Origin of the sequence: Flagellimonas eckloniae, from assembly GCF_001413955.1 — a bacterium.
Lineage (GTDB): Bacteria > Bacteroidota > Bacteroidia > Flavobacteriales > Flavobacteriaceae > Flagellimonas > Flagellimonas eckloniae.
Genome location: NZ_LCTZ01000002.1, coordinates 2,068,543 through 2,085,550 on the forward strand (window position 1 = coordinate 2,068,543; position 17,008 = coordinate 2,085,550).

General features: G+C 37.6%; 12 protein-coding genes. 3 read left to right on the forward strand and 9 right to left on the reverse strand.

Annotated elements, in window-relative coordinates; translation table 11 throughout:
- Positions 1-4: 4 nt before the first annotated feature.
- Together AAY42_RS08785 and AAY42_RS08790 are read right to left on the reverse strand one after the other, a co-directional pair.
- Positions 5-2,383 (reverse strand): efflux RND transporter permease subunit, encoded by a 2,379-nt coding sequence (locus tag AAY42_RS08785; RefSeq protein ID WP_055394299.1) that lies wholly within the window; start codon positions 2,381-2,383, stop codon positions 5-7.
- A gap of 188 nt (positions 2,384-2,571) precedes the next feature.
- Complete coding sequence (locus AAY42_RS08790; protein ID WP_055394301.1) at positions 2,572-3,171, reverse strand: TetR/AcrR family transcriptional regulator; 600 nt, start codon at positions 3,169-3,171, stop codon at positions 2,572-2,574.
- 256 nt (positions 3,172-3,427) lie between these two features.
- Between AAY42_RS08790 and AAY42_RS08795 the strand changes: the two genes are divergently transcribed.
- From AAY42_RS08795 to AAY42_RS08805, 3 genes are read left to right on the forward strand one after another with little or no spacing between them, the layout of a single operon-like run.
- Positions 3,428-4,378: a sugar phosphate isomerase/epimerase family protein gene (locus AAY42_RS08795; protein ID WP_055394303.1), complete on the forward strand. Its 951-nt coding sequence runs from the start codon at positions 3,428-3,430 to the stop codon at positions 4,376-4,378.
- Between the two features lie 49 nt (positions 4,379-4,427).
- On the forward strand, positions 4,428-6,737 hold the full coding sequence (locus AAY42_RS08800; RefSeq protein WP_055394305.1) for a chondroitinase-B domain-containing protein: 2,310 nt from the start codon (positions 4,428-4,430) through the stop codon (positions 6,735-6,737).
- 38 nt (positions 6,738-6,775) lie between these two features.
- Complete coding sequence (locus AAY42_RS08805) at positions 6,776-9,058, forward strand: heparinase II/III family protein (protein ID WP_055397813.1); 2,283 nt, start codon at positions 6,776-6,778, stop codon at positions 9,056-9,058.
- Positions 9,059-9,065: 7 nt separating this feature from the next.
- Here AAY42_RS08805 and AAY42_RS08810 read toward each other — a convergent pair whose 3' ends face one another.
- The 7 genes from AAY42_RS08810 to AAY42_RS08840 all read right to left on the reverse strand — a co-directional run bounded on the left by AAY42_RS08810 (position 9,066) and on the right by AAY42_RS08840 (position 16,996).
- Complete coding sequence (locus AAY42_RS08810; RefSeq protein ID WP_055394307.1) at positions 9,066-10,007, reverse strand: pyridoxal-phosphate dependent enzyme; 942 nt, start codon at positions 10,005-10,007, stop codon at positions 9,066-9,068.
- Between the two features lie 68 nt (positions 10,008-10,075).
- Complete coding sequence (locus AAY42_RS08815) at positions 10,076-11,527, reverse strand: SLC13 family permease (protein WP_055394309.1); 1,452 nt, start codon at positions 11,525-11,527, stop codon at positions 10,076-10,078.
- A 2-nt stretch (positions 11,528-11,529) separates the two neighbouring features.
- On the reverse strand, positions 11,530-12,333 hold the full coding sequence (locus AAY42_RS08820; protein WP_082433376.1) for an aspartate/glutamate racemase family protein: 804 nt from the start codon (positions 12,331-12,333) through the stop codon (positions 11,530-11,532).
- Between the two features lie 74 nt (positions 12,334-12,407).
- Positions 12,408-13,298, reverse strand: a complete 891-nt coding sequence (locus tag AAY42_RS08825; protein ID WP_055394311.1) for a BPSS1187 family protein — start codon at positions 13,296-13,298, stop codon at positions 12,408-12,410.
- Between the two features lie 31 nt (positions 13,299-13,329).
- A complete protein-coding gene (locus AAY42_RS08830) occupies positions 13,330-13,806 on the reverse strand; it encodes a RidA family protein (RefSeq protein ID WP_082433378.1) in 477 nt (158 codons plus the stop codon).
- A 2-nt stretch (positions 13,807-13,808) separates the two neighbouring features.
- The gene (locus AAY42_RS08835; protein ID WP_175288743.1) at positions 13,809-15,851 is read right to left on the reverse strand and encodes an amidohydrolase family protein; all 2,043 of its coding nucleotides are present in this window, start codon (positions 15,849-15,851) and stop codon (positions 13,809-13,811) included.
- Between the two features lie 23 nt (positions 15,852-15,874).
- Positions 15,875-16,996 (reverse strand): FG-GAP repeat domain-containing protein, encoded by a 1,122-nt coding sequence (locus AAY42_RS08840; protein WP_082433380.1) that lies wholly within the window; start codon positions 16,994-16,996, stop codon positions 15,875-15,877.
- Positions 16,997-17,008: the final 12 nt, after the last annotated feature.

Sequence of the window (17,008 nt, forward strand, 5' to 3'; positions counted from 1 at the left end):
ATTTTTATTTGTCCAATTGTACCTGAGCTTTGGATATTTTCACAGCCTTCTCTTTTTCTTTGCTGACCAAAATCAATAATGAAGGCAAGAGGATAAAATCAATAATTAATGCAGCTATAATAATGATTACAGTTATTCGTGCCATATAGCTATTTAGGGCAAAAGAGGAAGTGGACAATACGGTAAAACCTGCCAATAGCACTACCGTTGTTGTTACTAAGGCTTTGCCCACAGTTTCAAAGGCATAAATGATTGCTGCCTTCGCATCGTATCCCATCTCTCTTCGTGCTCTTAAAAATTTGCTCATAAAGTGAACGGTGTCGTCCACAATAATTCCCAAAGTCATTCCAAAAACAATTACCATCCCAGTATTGATGGTTCCCTTAAGCAGGTACCAAAGACCAAATCCAACTAGGACAGGGGTAACATTTGGAATAATACTCAATAATCCCAACTTCAAATTCTTTAAGGCTATCATCAGTACTAGTGAAATAAGGATAAGTGCAATAATATTTCCCTTTACCATGCTATCAGCCTGTCTAAAACCCAGTTTGGAAAACATTAGGGTAGGGCTTACCGCAAGGGCATGCATGGATTCTGGCGCATTGTCTTTCAACCATTTTTCCGATCTTTCGGCAAATGCTATCATTTCCGCACTAGAATTGTTTTCAAGGGTTACGGTAACTCTGGATTCTGATTTGTCCACATTTATCTGGTTGTTCAAATCCAAACCAAAGGGAAGCGAAAGTTCATACAATAAAAGATATTGCGCAGCCTCTTCCCTATTCTTAGGAACCCTGTAAAAAGTTTCATCATCTCCATGCATAGATCGATTTACCCTCCGAGCAACTTCACTAAATGCATTGACATGCACTACTTCTGGTTGATCTTCCAGCCAATCTTCAAATTCGGTAAGTTTTTGTAGGTATTCGGGATTATTGATTCCTCCACTTTCTCCACTTCCAACTGATAATTCAACATTGTAAAACCCGGTTAGGTTTTCGTTTATAAAATCACTGTCTTGTCTAAATTGAACCGTCGTATCAAAATATTCAACAAATTCATCGTTAAACACATTTTTCCCTGCCAAAAAGGTCAATACAGCAATAACTACAATTGAAATTATAGTAAGCCTAACCGGTTGTTTTACAACGTACATTCCCAACTTGGTATACCACCCCATCTTTTCTTCTCTTTGTTCACGCACTTTTTTGGATTTCCAAATTGGAAAAATGGCCATCAAGGCTGGTAAGGTGGTAGTAGAAAATAAAAAAGCCATGCACATACCAAAGGCAACGATATTTCCTAAATCCCAAAACGGTGGTACATCCCCATAATTCAGGGTCAAAAATCCAATTACGGTTGTTAAGCTGGTAATGAATACGGGCATAAAGTTCAATCGCATGGATTCAACCAACGCCTCCTTTTTTTCCAATCCATCCTTACGAACCTTTTGAAGATAGGTGATAAGTATATGGATACTGTCCGCTACCGCCAACGTTAATATCATTGTTGGAAAAACGGCTGAAGGTGGTGTTAATTTGATTCCATTCAAGCCAATAAATCCTACCGCACTCATAATCGAGAATAGTACCACAATCAAGGTTGCAATGGTGGCAAAAATATTTCGGGTCAATACAAATGTTACGACCACAACGATTAACAGCATCAATAGCGTAAGCATTAAATCTCGCTGTGATGCTTCAAAAAATGCAGTGTTTAATGGAACCAATCCTGTTGTATAGACATCAAATTGAGGGTGGCTTTCCTTAAATTTGGATATCATTTCTCGGGTAGCTATCGTTACCTCAGGAATTTCTGCAGCACTATTTTCACCAGGTAAACGTACCGTAACATTTATGGCGGTTACACTTCCTTCCTCATTTATAATCCTATGAACCAAGAGCGGTTCCTTAAGTGCTTTTTCACGGATTTCCAGAATTTCTGCATCTGTTTTACTTGCTGAATCATAGGAAAGGTCGTCAACGTAAAGATCATCCGCATTTGCGCTTGTGTGCTGAAAATTGGTTACGGCATCTACTCGAGACGAATAAGGGGTATTCCATGCATCTGCTGTCAATTCTTCTATGGCAATGAGGTTTTCCCTAGTAAAAACATTGCCGTTTTTAGGAGCTAGGACTAAAATGATATTATCATCCTTGGTATATTTTTCCTGTAGTGCATCAAATGCCTCAAGTTCTGGATTGGATTCACTAAAAAAAACATGATAATCTCCATCAAATTCCATTTTCCCTTGGGAGCCAAGTCCCACGGCCAATAAAATGGTCAATAATAGAACAGGCCATTTATATTTAATTACAAAATTGGCCCAGTTTCTGGCAAATGCATTTGTTGCATTCTTTGTCTTTTGGATTGCGTTCATTTATTTAAGGTTTATTAATAGGTTTCTTTTTTGAGACGATTTGGATTGTTTTAATTGGACAAGGTTTTAATTATTATTTTTTACTAGTTGTCTGGTCAACTATTGTTTTTACAGTAAATATTATTATATATTCAAAATATTGGCTATTTAATAGATGACTGGTCATCTATTAAATTCATTAAAAAAAATTATTTCACAATAAGCCTTCGTATCATGGCTGTAAAATTATCAACCGGGTAAGAACTATTTTGTTCCTTCATTGATACCATAGCACCCCTACCTGCATCTTCAATAAACGCAGCCAAATCAATTGCATTAATCTTGTCATCAATTTCACCAGCTTCCTGTGCTTCTCGAATTACCGAAGCAATATGCTCATTCAATGCTTCAGTCTTCTTTTGGATCGCCTTCCTAATTTCTTCATTATGCTCGGCCATTTCATTTGACAGGTTGGATGCCAAACATCCCATTTTACAGTTAAAATGTTCCTTTACAACTTTAGTTCGGTACTCATAAAAATTCAAGATTCGTTGTTTGGGAGAAACCGATTTGTCATCAAGAATTTCCAAAGCTGGCGGACACATGATTTCAAAATACTTGCCGATAGCTTTTACCACAAAATCTTCTTTACTCTTAAAGTAGAAATAAAACGAACCCTTTGGGACACCCGCTGCCTGTACTATATCATTAACACTGGTAGCATTATACCCTTTAGACCAAAGAATTTGCATTCCTTTTTCCAAAAGAGTGTCACATTTTAATTCACCTTTAATAGTTTTAACCTCCATCTGCCGTCAAAGATATGACCAGTCGTCTAGTAAAACAAAAGCCTATCGTTGTTTTTCATCAAAATTAACATTTTAAAGTAATAGTATTAATTAAACTATTGTTTTTCAGAAATTTACATTTCCTTGTTTTTTTTATTCTCTTTTTACATTCCTCGAAATTCGATAAAAAAATTGGTTAACCAATTTCAGTGTTGTCACATTTATTCCCTATATTCGTTATCCAAAATTGGTTAACCAATTTTTTAAACCTTTCCTTATGGACTCTACCCGTAGAGATTTTGTCAAAAAAATTACTGCCTCAGCAAGCGCTGCCCCTTTCTTTACTTTCCCCTTTAATTCATGGTTACAAAGTGAAGACAGTAACAACAAACTAAACATTAGTATTTTTTCCAAACACCTTCAATTTTTGGACTATAAAACTACTGGAGAGATGGCTTCTGAAATGGGGTTTTCTGGAGTTGATTTAACCGTACGTCCTAAAGGACACGTGCTTCCGGAATTGGTAAAAACCGACCTGCCAAAAGCCATAAATAATATAAAAACTGGTGGTTCTTCCTGTAAAATGATTACCACCAGTATTGAAAGTGTGGACAATCCTTTGGATGTGGATATCATTGAAACGGCTGCTAAATCAGGAGTTGAATTTTACCGATCACATTGGTTCAAATATCAAGAAGGCAAAACCATGGATGCCTCTTTAGAGTTTTATCAAGAGGAAATAAAAAAACTTGGCGAACTCAATAAGCAAAACAATATTATTGGTTGTTATCAGAACCATGCTGGTACAGATGTTGGATCTGCTTTTTGGGAGATAAAAAAAATATTGGAAACAGCAGATTCCAACCATTTTGGGACTCAATATGATATTAGACATGCAATCGCCGAAGGTGGTTATTCATGGCAAAACGGTTTAAAACTTTTGCAGCCTCATATTAAAGTGATTGTTCTAAAGGATTTTAAATGGGGGAAGGTCAATGGAAAATTGAAAGCCTTAAACACCCCTATTGGAGAGGGTATGGTAGATTTTATAACCTATTTTAGGTTACTGAAAAAATATGGTCTACAACCACCCGTTTCCCTACACCTTGAATATCCGTTAGGTGGTGCCGAAAAAGGATTGTCAAAAATTACTGTAGATAAAAAAGTGGTATTTGATGCCATGAAGAAAGACCTTAACGCCGTTCAAACTTTGTGGGAACAGGCCTAACTGTCTTGATAACTAATATTAACTCAATCAAAAAACACTATACCGCTTTATGAAAAAACATTTAATTTTTGCACTACTCGCTTATTTGTTTATTGCCTGTAAAGAGCCTATTAACAATAGCTCAGTAAAGGTCAGCACTCCTGCAGAATTGGAAGAAGCAATTGCAAATGCCAGTCCTGGCAGTAAAATTGTTATGGCAAATGGTGTATGGAATGATTTGCAAATCCGATTTGTTGGAAAAGGAACTTCCAATAATCCAATAACTTTAAAGGCAGAAACTCCCGGTGAAGTAATTATTCAAGGAAAATCAGACTTAAAGTTTGGTGGTGAACATCTGATTGTAGACGGTCTATATTTCAAAAATGGTTATTCTCCTTCCTTCTCGGTAATTGAGTTCAAAATTGATGAAAACAAAGCCAATAATTGCCAAGTTACAAACTGCGTTATTGAGGGTTTTAATAAATTACAACGAAACCAAACCGATTTATGGGTTCTATTTCATGGAAGGAACAATACACTAGATCATTGCTATATTGCCGGAAAATCCAATCGTGGGCCGACTGTTAGAGTGGATCTTGACGGAAATGAAAGCATCAAAAATTATCATCAAATAGTTAATAACCATTTTGGTCCAAGACCTCCAAAAGGTGGAGCGAGCGCAGAGACCATACAAATTGGTACAAGTTCCACTTCAATGACTCCAAGCCACACTTTGGTGGCCAACAATCTTTTTGAGCACTGTAACGGAGAGGTTGAAATCATCTCTAGCAAGGCCAATTACAATGAATTCAGAGGCAATGTTTTTTACAAATCTGAAGGCTCTTTAGTGACAAGACATGGTAACTATTGCACTATCGATGGCAACTATTTTATAGGCGATGAAGACAATGAGAACATAGGCGGTATTAGAATTATTGGTACGGGGCATTGGATTACAAATAACTATCTGCTAAATCTAAAAGGACAAAATTTCAGAAGTCCGCTGGCCGTAATGAACGGCATACCAAAATCTTCGTTAAATAGATACAAACAGGTAACAGATGTTGTTGTAGCCCATAATTCATGGATTAACTGCAAATCTCCATTGCAGTTTGGAGTAGGATCTAATCTTAGTCAAAAAGATGTGCTTCCCGCTTCTGAAATTCGTTCTGCGGTACCCATACGAAGTACTGTAGCCAACAACCTTATCTATAATACAATTGGCGATGAAAGCCCCGTGGTTGCACATGATAAGATTGAGGGAATCAACTTTAAAAACAATATTATAAATAACCAAGGAACAACATTTAATACATTGGATGGGCTAAAACCCATTTCTTTTGAAATGAACTCCTTAACCGAAAATATCATGGTTCCATCGAATGATATTCAGGAAGATGTATTTGTTGGTTTTGAATTTGAGACTATTGATAAAGATCTATTTGGAAATTCAAGAGCGGACAAAAATGCTGTTGGAGCAGTTGTAAATAAAGATGTGGTCGATTCTAAAATTCTAGACAAATCAAAATATGGAACTGATTGGTATTCTATTAACAATACAACTGATACAAAGACCTTATCCATGGTATCACAAAATGATGATTTAGCTTCCAAAATAGCTGAGGCTGATGAAGGAAGTATCATATCCTTGGAAGCAGGAACATATCAGATTGAAAAATCCATTCCAATTGATAAAAAGATAACGATTCAATCCAAAGATGAAAACAACAAGGCAACCATCATTTATTCTGGTGGAGCGGAAACCCCCGCCTTTGAAATGAATCCGAAAGGAGAACTGACTCTGAGCAATCTTGCATTGAAAGGGGAAGACACCCAATATGCCTTTGCAAGCCTCAAGAAAAATATGTCGAGCCTATACAATCTTAAGGTATCAAATTGTGAAATAAGTAATTTTGATTATGTCCTGAAAGGCTATAAATTATCATTTTCAGAATATATTTCATTTGTTGGTTCTACATTGAAAAACTGTGAAAATGGAATAGAACTATCTGCCGAAACCGATGATAAAGGTGATTATAATGCAGAAAATGTGACCATTGAGAATTGCCAATTTGATAACATACGCAAAAATGTTATAGACTATTACCGAGGCGGGTATGACGAGTCAACGGTTGGTGGAACATTAATGGTAAGTAATAGTACTTTCTCAAATTGTGGTGCCAAGGAAGACAACGGCATTTTATTGAACACTTATGGAATAATCAATGTTGATATTTCAAAAAACACCTTTACCAATAATCCTGTTAAACTGGTTGCACTTTTATGGGGCGCCAAAAACAATACACATTCGGATAATGAAATCCGTAATTCAGGAAAATTGGTTGTTGAGGAAAACTTAAAGTTGAAATTGATGTATTGATTCAAATTTCAATCAGAAATCAAAAGTCACATATTCATATGCTTTCAAAAAATAAGATTAAACGACCTTATTCTTTAAGGTCGATGCTGGTATACTTGCTTCTTGGAGCAATGGCGCAAACAAACGTTCTTGCCCAGGACTTTCCCAGTGATAAAGTAGTCTCGATTGAAAAACTATCCCATTATTTAAAGGATGATGTAAAAAGTCAGCTGGTAAAACAAGGTGAATTCACTACAGAGAAACTAGCGCTATACCTAAGAGCGAAGTTTTCAGAGCGTTTTTTTTATGATTGGCAAACCGTTGATGACCGATTTGTTTTGTACAATGGAATCTATAAAAATCAAAATAGCCATAAAAATAGAGCCTTGCATCACATGGGTAAATACCAAGATTCCACACAATGGGCCCTGCCATTTAATTATCTAAATGGGGAAGCGGTAAATGCCTATGCTTTACGCCATTTGGCAAGGCAACATAAAATGGTGGATATCGCATTTCTGTATTTTAATGATGGAAAAGACCCAAAGTATATTTCATATTTTGAAAAGCAGATGCGCTCCCTGAACCACGCCCTTTCCATTGGTGCTTACGAAAAAATTAAAGATGGAAATGGGGTCTATGAGGTATTCAGATCTGGATACCGTATTTTAAATTGGCTCCGAATCCATACTATGTTTTTGGGTGAAAAGGAGTATTCATACCAAGATCAGTTATACACCATAGCTACTTTGCTACAACACGGGGAACATTTGTACGAGCGCAATGCTAAATTTAATTCCGGAAATCACCAAACAAGAGGCATGTCGGCGCTCGCCATGTTATCCATTTTACTTCGTGATTTCAAAGGAACGGACAAATGGTTTGAAAGAGCCATGAAACGGTTGGAGGAGCATCTTTTGAGAGAAATCAATGACGATGGTTTTCAATTTGAACGCTCTGTGCATTACCATATGAGTGATATCAACAATTATTTTTATGTCTATCAACTAGCTAAAATTAGTGGGATTGAGGTTGGCCTTGTTTGGGAAGAAAAATTACAATCACTGTTCACCACATTGGCTAAAATTGCATATCCCGATAAAACTGCTCCGGTGCTTCAGGACGATACCGAAATACCATGGGGAGAAAAGAATGAAATTGCCGGTGTGATGACATTGGGCTACCTGCTCTTTGAAGACCCTGAACTGGGCTACTTTGCAGATAATCATGTAGATGATAGCATGTATTGGTTTTTACAAAAAAAGCAATTGGATCTGTTGGAAAATATAGACAAAGAAAAACCGGATTATGGTTCTTTATTATTTCCTGACACCCATTATTATATAATGCGGCAAGGGTGGAACAAAAATGATAAGGTCATGACCATAAGCGCAGGACTAGATCCAGATAAACCAGATCATCAACATGGGGATATGTTGGGCATACAAGCTATTGCAAATGGACAGGTGATTTTGCCAAATTATCAAGTGCGCTACTCCTTAAAGGATTTTGAACTTTTTAAGAACTCTATGGTCAAAAATGTGGCCTTAGTGGATAATGAACTCCAAGGAAAACAATGGACCTCCAACAAAGGGGGAAGTGGCTTTGGAAAATTCGCAGAACTACCAAACCCAAAAACAATAACCTGGGAAAGCAATACTGATTTTGACCTTTTTGTTGGCAGCCATGACGGATTTGAAAATGTGGGTGTCTCTTACTCTAGGCAAGTGATTTTCGTTAAAGATGATTTATGGATCATTAAAGATAACTTTGAATCTGACGCATCACATATCTACAAACAAGTATGGCAAGGACATTATACCACAGAACAAGGAGCTAATCTCATCCGCTCCACTTTTAATGATGCAAGCGGATGTGACATTCTTCAGCTAAACCCAGCGGATAAAGTGGAGAGTTCAGGGGCACGAGGCAAGCAGTGGTCTGTAGTATCCAAAGAAAATCAGAAAAATTTCAGCTTTGCCACGGTCATTTATCCCTATAAAGGATATAGCAATCGAATAGATGAAACCAATGAAAATTTAAGCGTCGGTGACTGGAGCATCAATTCCGAAAATTGGGAACTAGAAGGAAAAAATCCAAGCACACTTTCTAAGGCTGACGCCTCATATTGTTTGAATGTTTCAAAAATTACCAAGGACGAATGGCAGATTGAATTCAATGAAATCGGTGATGTCTACATTAACATCACAAGCAATGGTATGACGATATCCAACATTGGGAATAAAGCAATTTCCATTTCATCTGCCAGTTTTGAAATTGAGAAAGAAAAAAGAATCCTTAAACCGGGTGGTCAAGTTGTTATCCAATTTATACGTAACTGATTTTTGGTCATAAGAAGAAAGGAAGATTGCCCAAATCCACATTTCCTCCAGAGATAATGATTCCTATCTTTTTGTTCGTAAAGAATTCCTTTTCCTTTAACAAGGCGGCTAAGGCAACCGCTGAAGAAGGTTCGCAAACAATTTTCATACGCTCCCAAATCAATCGCATGGACTCAACAATTTCTTTTTCCGTTACACGAATTATTCTTTCAACATCTTCCTGAATAATCGGAAAATTTACATCTCCCAACTGGGTTTTAAGTCCATCAGCAATTGTATTCATAGCCCTATTTGATTCGATAACGCCGCTTTGTAAAGACCGGTACGCATCATCTACTTCAAAGGGTTCACCTCCAATTACCTTACAACCATTTCCAAAGTATTTTCCTGCTAAAGCAGTACCTGCTATTAAACCACCCCCACCTACGGGTGTAAAAATACTCTCCAAATCTGGATACTCCTCCAATAGTTCTTTTGCCGCCGTTCCCTGCCCTAAAATAACATCCATATCGTTGGAAGGGTGCAAAAAGGTAGCTCCTTTGCTTTGCTCAATTTCCAACGCTGCAGCTTCTCTGGCTTTAAGCGTTGGTTCGCATATAATTATTTCTCCCCCATAACCTTTTACCGCATCTTTTTTGACTTGTGGTGCATTGGAAGGCATAACAATGTATGCTTTTACTTCCAAACTTTTAGCAGCCAAAGAAAGTGCTTGGGCAAAATTACCTGAAGAATGCGTTACTACACCTTTGGTTCTCTGCTCTTTTGACAATTGCATGATTGCATTGGTCGCCCCTCTCATCTTGAATGCTCCCATTTTTTGAAAATTCTCACATTTAAAAAAAAGGGAGGCCTCAGCAATTTCATTGATCAACTTGGAACTAAGGACCGGGGTATTATGAATGTAGGGCCCAATTCTTTTGTGAGCTTTGATAAGGTCTTTTTTATGCATAATCTGAAGGCCTTCTAGTTTATTTTAAAACAAAGACTATAGTATAAAGATAGGGACTCGCTTTGTTATTATAGCGGCGCTTCCAAATCCCAAACCAATGGAAGTACAAAATATACCACTACAGTTAAAATTAGGATAGATATAATATTCAACCAAAACCCTTTTTTGACCATATCATCCATTTCCAAATAGCCCGAGCCAAAAACAACAGCGTTGGGTGGTGTTGCCACAGGAAGCATAAAGGCGCAAGATGCTGCTAGGGTAGCCCCAATCATTAAATAATAGGGATGTACACCAAGTACTGGGGCCAATGAAACCAATACCGGAAGTAATATAGCGGTAGTTGCAATATTTGAGGTAAGCTCGGTCAAGAAATTTACAATAGCTATCAAAATAAGTAACAGCAATACAAATGGCAATGTTTCCAGTGCTGTTAATTTTCCTCCAATCCACTCGGCCAATCCACTGGATTCAAATCCGAGGGCCAAAGCCAAACCGCCACCAAATAAGAGTAAAATTCCCCAAGGTAATTTCACGGCATCTTTCCATAGAATCAGTTTTTTATTTTTCTCACCTGAAGGAAGTAAAAAAAGTATAATTACGGAACACATGGCAATGATGGTATCGTCAATGGCTGGGATGAACTTTTTGAGCAAAAAGGACCTTGATATCCATGCAAAGGCGGTAAGCGCGAACACCGCTGACACCATTTTTTCCTCAAAAGTCATTTTACCCAATGCTTTCAGCCTTTTGGAAATCTCTTCTCTCCCACCCGGAAATTCCTTTTGTTTAAATTTAAAAGCAAAGCGTGTTAAATAGCACCAACACAAAAACAATAACAGGGCAGCAATTGGAAAGCCCAAACCAAACCATTCGGAAAAGGTTATTTCTTTTCCAAAAGTTGTTTCCACCACCCCAGCCAAAACTAGGTTGGTCGGTGTTCCTATTAATGTTGCTATACCCCCGATAGATGCACTATAGGCTATGGACAACATTAAAGCTTTTCCAAAAATTTTATTTTCATTTTCAACGGTTGCAGGATTATCGTTCAGTTGGGAGACAATCGCCATAGCTATTGGTAAAATTATTACGGTAGCCGCCGTATTGGAAATCCACATGGACAAAAAGGCCGTGGCTAGCATAAAACCAAGAATGATATTGATAACATTTGTACCGATAACATTGATGATTGATAATGCAATCCTTTTGTGAAGGTTCCATTTTTCAATGGCGATGGCCAAAACGAATCCACCCATGTACAGGAAAATGTATTTATGACCGTACGAAGTCGCCGTTGTGGTGAGGTCCAATCCACCAGTCAATGGAAAAAGTATTAGCGGCAGTAAAGCGGTCACATAAATAGAAACAGCTTCGGTAACCCACCAAATTGCCACCCATGCAACAGTTGCCAACACAGCATTTGAAGAAGTATTTAGCCCTTCGGGATGAAAAAAAAACAGAATATAAAAAAAAGAAAGAGGTCCAAGAATTCGACCTATAAACTGTTTTGAAATTTGCATAGTTAATTTTTTAAAATGAAATCCACCCCCGCTTTCGAATGAATTTCCGTCGTATTAAAAATAGGTACATCTAGGTCTTCTGGAAAAATCATTAGAGGAAATTCCGTGCATCCCAAAACTACACCCTCTGCTCCTTGGTCGATTGAGCTTTTGATAATGTTCAGCACATATTCCTTTGATTGTTCAACTATTTTACCGTAGGTAAGCTCCTCATGGATAATTCTGTGCAATTCACCAATAACCTCTTGCTCTTTGGGAACTATAATTTCAATGCCATTTTCTTCAATGCGTTTAGTGATAAAAGTTTCTTCCATACTATACTTGGTTCCAATAAAAAATACCTTCTTCAGTCCCTTTTCACGAATCTCATTTGCCGTGGCATCTGCTATATGGATTACAGGGACATCGAGGTTTTGTTGAACGGCATCAAACACCTTGTGCGGGGTATTGGCACAAAAAAGTACTGCATTTGCGCCTGCTTTATTCAGGTTTAGACCTGCATTCACCAGCATATGTGCAATGGAATCCCATTTATTTTCTTTTTGGAACCGATGGACTTCGGCCTGATTAAGTGTGTAAACCAACAAAGGAGGGTTTGTATTATTTCCAAAATGATTATTTACAGATTGGTTTATCATACTGTAATAATCTATTGTTGAATGCCATGAAGTTCCACCAATCAACCCCAATACGTTCATTTTTTCATTATCCGTCTCTAAACCTATCTTTTTTTCAGTTGTGTTGGTTATTGACTGTTTACATGATACATAGCCTAAAATCAAAAGGCAAAAAAAGTATTTTTTCATAAACCGATATTCTAAAAATGGCGTTATAATTCTTTAACGATGGTTACCTAATTAAAACTGAAATAGTCAAGACATCAATTGCCTTTCCCAAGCAGTTCAATCCATTCATTAGCATACCCTATATTTCTAACCCCATTTGAATGTGCTCTTTTTCCAATAGGCACCTCCAAATCTAAAGCATAAATATTTTTATCTGGAATATTCATTGCTTTATACGTTTTGAGTATTGTTGCCGCCATTGGTTCTTTTACGTGGTAGGTGCCATACCAACGATCCATGGGTGTCACGCTACTTTTTGAATACCAGTCTGCTATTTTATTTTTTGCCGAATAATCCCATCCGCCAGAAAAATCAATGACTCTGGCAACAAGGTGGGTCTTTGCAATAAATGCTGACATTCCACCACCTTGGGACTGGCCTGCAAGTGCAATTTCTTGCCACCCTGGCTTACCATTTTCCAAATAACGGCTCCAATTTCCTTCTTTATCATTCTTAGAAAGGTATATTAAAAGCTTGGTAAGACGATTTACAATAGCATCATACGGTTTATCATCGATAAGTGAAAAAATTGTATCCCCATATACCCTCCTATTTCTAAATTCTTCGGCACAATTGGAATTTTGCACTAAATTACCCTCCTTGCATATTCGTGCTATTGCCGGAGTGTTTATGTACGAAAGATTGATTACCGAATATCCTTGTTGAATAGCCGTGTAAAACAATTGCTTTGGCCCTTTTAAAGCAATACCATTCGTTCCTGGTAAAAAAAGCAGTAGTTTTCCTTGTTTAATAGTTGGATTATAGGCTATAAAATGGGGCGTGTCCGCATTTTTAATCCTTGAATCCGTTTTTGAAGGTTTAACGTTCAAAACAATATTCGGACTGGGAAATAACGTATCCTCTTGAGCAATAGAACTGATGGGCAAAAGCCACATAAAAATCAATAAAAGAAAATAGTACTTCATTGCCCTTGTTCAATAGGTTAAGTTAACTTTATCAAGCTTCTACCTCTACAACACATTCCACTTCAACCGCCTGCGCTCTTGGCAATGTGGCCACACCAATAGCAGCCCTAGCATGGATTCCTTTTTCACCAAAAACCTCAACCATTAAGTCTGAAAAGCCATTGATGACCTTGGGTTGTTCTATAAAATCAGGAGTCGAATTAACAAAAGCCAGTACTTTAACTATGCGTTTTACCTTTTTTAAATCGCCGAGCATTTCTTTAAGCACAGCTATCTGGTTAATGGCGGTCAATCGAGCTCCTTCATACCCTTTTTCTATGGAAATATCATCTCCCAATTTTCCAGTAATCTCTACCCCATTTGCGTATCTTGGTCCTTTTCCGGCCAAGAATATAAGGTTTCCCGTTCGTACTCCATTAACATAGTTGGCCACGGGATTAGGTGCTGCGGGAAGCTCAATATTCAATGTTTTTAATCGGGCTTCTGGGTCATAATTTTTATCGCTCATTTTTAAGGTCGATTTGGTTTAAAGTCTGCAGCTTTCCATAATGGCTCACTTTCATAATAATTTCCATTTGTAATCACCGCTGATACTGTTCTTAAATTAGTAATATCTTCAAGAGGGTTTTTCTCTAAAATTGCAATGTCAGCTTCTTTTCCTATTTCCAAAGTTCCTGTTTCCGAATCCATTCCCATTGCCTTTGCAGGAATAATTGTAGCTGTTTTAATAGCTTCCAGAGGAGTAAGCCCACCCAACTTTTGATAGGTTTCTATCTCTAGATACAATCCAAACACAGGAACAATATTATCCGTTCCAGCCACTATTGGTATTCCAGCTTTATAGAACTGACCTAATATTTCCATGCCTTTAGTATAATCAGCCTTAGCACTTTCTGCCCTTTCAGGAGAAACTCCGCTTCTAAATCGTTTTCCCTCAAATAACTCATAAGCAATTCTTCCTATATCAGGTTCTACGACTTCCCCAGGTGTACCCTTTGGAAGGTACCTTACAACTTCCAAAGCAACAGTTGGGTCCAATACTGTTTTATGTTTTAGAAGAAATTTGATGGCTTTATCTATCCGTTCTTGACTTACATCATGGTTCCCCAAATACAGTCTACTCTGAGCTATTTTATCTACATCCGGAAAAAGTATGGACAAAATTAAAGAACGATGACTTAACATATCCATACCACCTTCAATAGCTATCTTTGCATTTCCTATGGCTCTGGGAACATGTCCTGTCACAGTCATTCCCCTCTTGTGGGCTTCATCAGAAAGTACAGGGACTATTTCTGATTCAACGGAAGAATATATTTTAATTTGTTTGTATCCATTTTTATGGTACAGTTCTACTACCTTTTTTGCCTCTTCAACAGATCTAGCCCTAATAACACCATTTCCTCTTATACCAGGCCCGTCTGTCATACCTGCCAGGAGAATATCGGGACCCATTGCTCCATCTTTTGTAATGGCATCCCTAAAGGCTGTTGCAAATTCTAACTCGTTGCCATTGTCTCTAATTGTTGTAACCCCACCTGCTAAATAAGCTGGAGCCCATTGCACTTGATTGGAATGCGCATGCATATCCCACAAACCTGGCATCAATGTTTTGCCTTTTACATCGATTATCTTAGCTCCTTCGGGTATTTTTATGACTCCTTTTTTTCCTATTTCTTTTATCCTGCCATCCTCAATAATAAGAATCATATCTTTTTTGATATGCTCACTTAAGCCATCAAGTATATCACCCCCAACCAAAGCTATTACCGGATAATCAGGGCCCTTTAGTGCTTCGGTATAATCGGACAGCTGATCTATTTGTTCCGTAACATTTCCGGCAATAAAAGTGGGCAAGGCTTCCTCATACCCCTTTCTGATCATTTCACGAATCTGTGTATTGGCCTTTACCAGGGCAATGAGGTTCTTTGATTCATCTAACCAAACGGTTCTTCCTCCCCAGTTAATCCCTTCGGTAACATAGCGGTCTAAAACAATTTCCCCACCTTTTATGTTTATAGTATCCTTGCCTGTATGTGTAATGGATACCTCGCCTCTTGGAAGTGTAGGTATGTTTTTCTCGCCATGCTCAAAATAATAGTGATAAAGCATGATTTCTATACCCGCAGGAATATTGCTATGCAATGGAAAATAATCTGTTGTAATTTCCTTGGTTACAACATCGAAGTCTTTCTCCCAAACCGAAATCTTATCAGCAGAACGTTCCACTTTCAAAATATTGGTAGTGTCATCATTCGCTATTCGTTGATTATTGTAATAAAAAGGAATCAAGTCCTTGGACAAACGTAATTCGGATACCACACCAGTAATTCGACCTCTTTCGTTTTCTCCTTGTAGGGATTTTACAATGATGGAATCTTTAGTGGATGTAATACTATAGGTCTCCTCTCCAATGCTTGATTGTCGTCTGAAAACCAAAAATGCTCCTTCTTCATTGATATCATCCCATCGCGAAGGCTCTGAAATACAGGAGCTAAAAAGTGACAATGCTACAATTCCAAAAATGACAAATCGAGAATATATACTATTCATTTTCATGTTTTTCATTTGATTTTTCAAGGAAACTTAGGTGTATACCGGTTAAAATAAAAGAGATTTAGTTCATCTGAATTGCTTTCCATAATGTCAGGCTTTTTGTCCCCGTTTAAATCATGAATCGTTATGTCATAAGTATTGAATTCTTTATTGCTTAATGTATTTTTTTCCCATTTACCACCATTGTCAGTATTTATAAAAAACGTGTTGGGAGCGGCGAAATTCCCTATTACAATATCTGTATTGCCATCCATGTTCAAATCACCTACACTTATGGAATATGATTTATCGGAACTGGAATCGAACGTTACTTTCCTTTCGTAGGTTTGGTCCTTATTGCCAAAATAAATGACATTGGGCTCTCCAATGTTTGCGGTAACGATATCCAAGAATCCATCTTTGTCCATATCCGCTATGGCAACAGACCTTGTAATATCGGTACCTGTTCCGTAGGGTACTTTTTTTGTGAATTTCAAATTCCCATCATTGAAGTATACAAAGTTGGGTTGGTCATCTCTATTGGCCAAAACAAGATCGAGGTCACCATCACCATCCATATCGGCTACTTCTACGTCAATGGTTGAGTCTTCCTTATTTCCAAAACCAATGGAAGTAGAAAATGTTCCAGTACCATCATTCAAACATATTTCGTTCTCACTACTTCGGTTTGTAATCAAAATGTCTATGTCGCCATCGTTGTCAAGGTCGGCTGTTACAATATTTCTTGTGTGGTCATACTTTTTTCCAAAACTAGAAGCTTTAGTAAAATTCCCTTTTCCATCATTTATAAAAATGTAATTGGGAGCCATATCATTACCAACAGCCACGTCCAGATCGCCATCATTATCAAAATCGGCTAGTTCCGTTGAATAACTGGTTTCTTGTTCATCACCCAAAATTTTTGAAACTGTAAAAATTCCTCTCCCATCATTTAAAAAAATACGGTTTTGACCCGGCCAGTGCCTTCCGTTGGCCACTAAAACATCTATATCCCCGTCGTTGTCAATATCACCCAATCCAATGGAAGCGGTGCGTTCCTTATAGGTTCCCAAAATCAACCTGCCACTGGCAAAAAAGTCTTTGGTCTGACTGTTCGCAATAAGCATTGAAAGGGAAAACAGGAAAAATATCTTAAGTTTCATAGTGTCTATTTA

What these genes read in the sequence shown, in the direction of transcription:
- AAY42_RS08830 (WP_082433378.1), bottom strand. Translation starts at nt 13,806, where the DNA reads ATGAGCGATAAAAATTATGACCCAGAAGCCCGATTAAAAACATTGAAT.
- AAY42_RS08820 (WP_082433376.1), bottom strand. Translation starts at nt 12,333, where the DNA reads ATGAAAAAATACTTTTTTTGCCTTTTGATTTTAGGCTATGTATCATGT.
- AAY42_RS08840 (WP_082433380.1), bottom strand. Translation starts at nt 16,996, where the DNA reads ATGAAACTTAAGATATTTTTCCTGTTTTCCCTTTCAATGCTTATTGCG.
- AAY42_RS08805 (WP_055397813.1), top strand. Translation starts at nt 6,776, where the DNA reads ATGCTTTCAAAAAATAAGATTAAACGACCTTATTCTTTAAGGTCGATG.
- AAY42_RS08800 (WP_055394305.1), top strand. Translation starts at nt 4,428, where the DNA reads ATGAAAAAACATTTAATTTTTGCACTACTCGCTTATTTGTTTATTGCC.
- AAY42_RS08825 (WP_055394311.1), bottom strand. Translation starts at nt 13,298, where the DNA reads ATGAAGTACTATTTTCTTTTATTGATTTTTATGTGGCTTTTGCCCATC.
- AAY42_RS08785 (WP_055394299.1), bottom strand. Translation starts at nt 2,383, where the DNA reads ATGAACGCAATCCAAAAGACAAAGAATGCAACAAATGCATTTGCCAGA.
- AAY42_RS08790 (WP_055394301.1), bottom strand. Translation starts at nt 3,171, where the DNA reads ATGGAGGTTAAAACTATTAAAGGTGAATTAAAATGTGACACTCTTTTG.
- AAY42_RS08835 (WP_175288743.1), bottom strand. Translation starts at nt 15,851, where the DNA reads ATGAATAGTATATATTCTCGATTTGTCATTTTTGGAATTGTAGCATTG.
- AAY42_RS08815 (WP_055394309.1), bottom strand. Translation starts at nt 11,527, where the DNA reads ATGCAAATTTCAAAACAGTTTATAGGTCGAATTCTTGGACCTCTTTCT.
- AAY42_RS08810 (WP_055394307.1), bottom strand. Translation starts at nt 10,007, where the DNA reads ATGCATAAAAAAGACCTTATCAAAGCTCACAAAAGAATTGGGCCCTAC.
- AAY42_RS08795 (WP_055394303.1), top strand. Translation starts at nt 3,428, where the DNA reads ATGGACTCTACCCGTAGAGATTTTGTCAAAAAAATTACTGCCTCAGCA.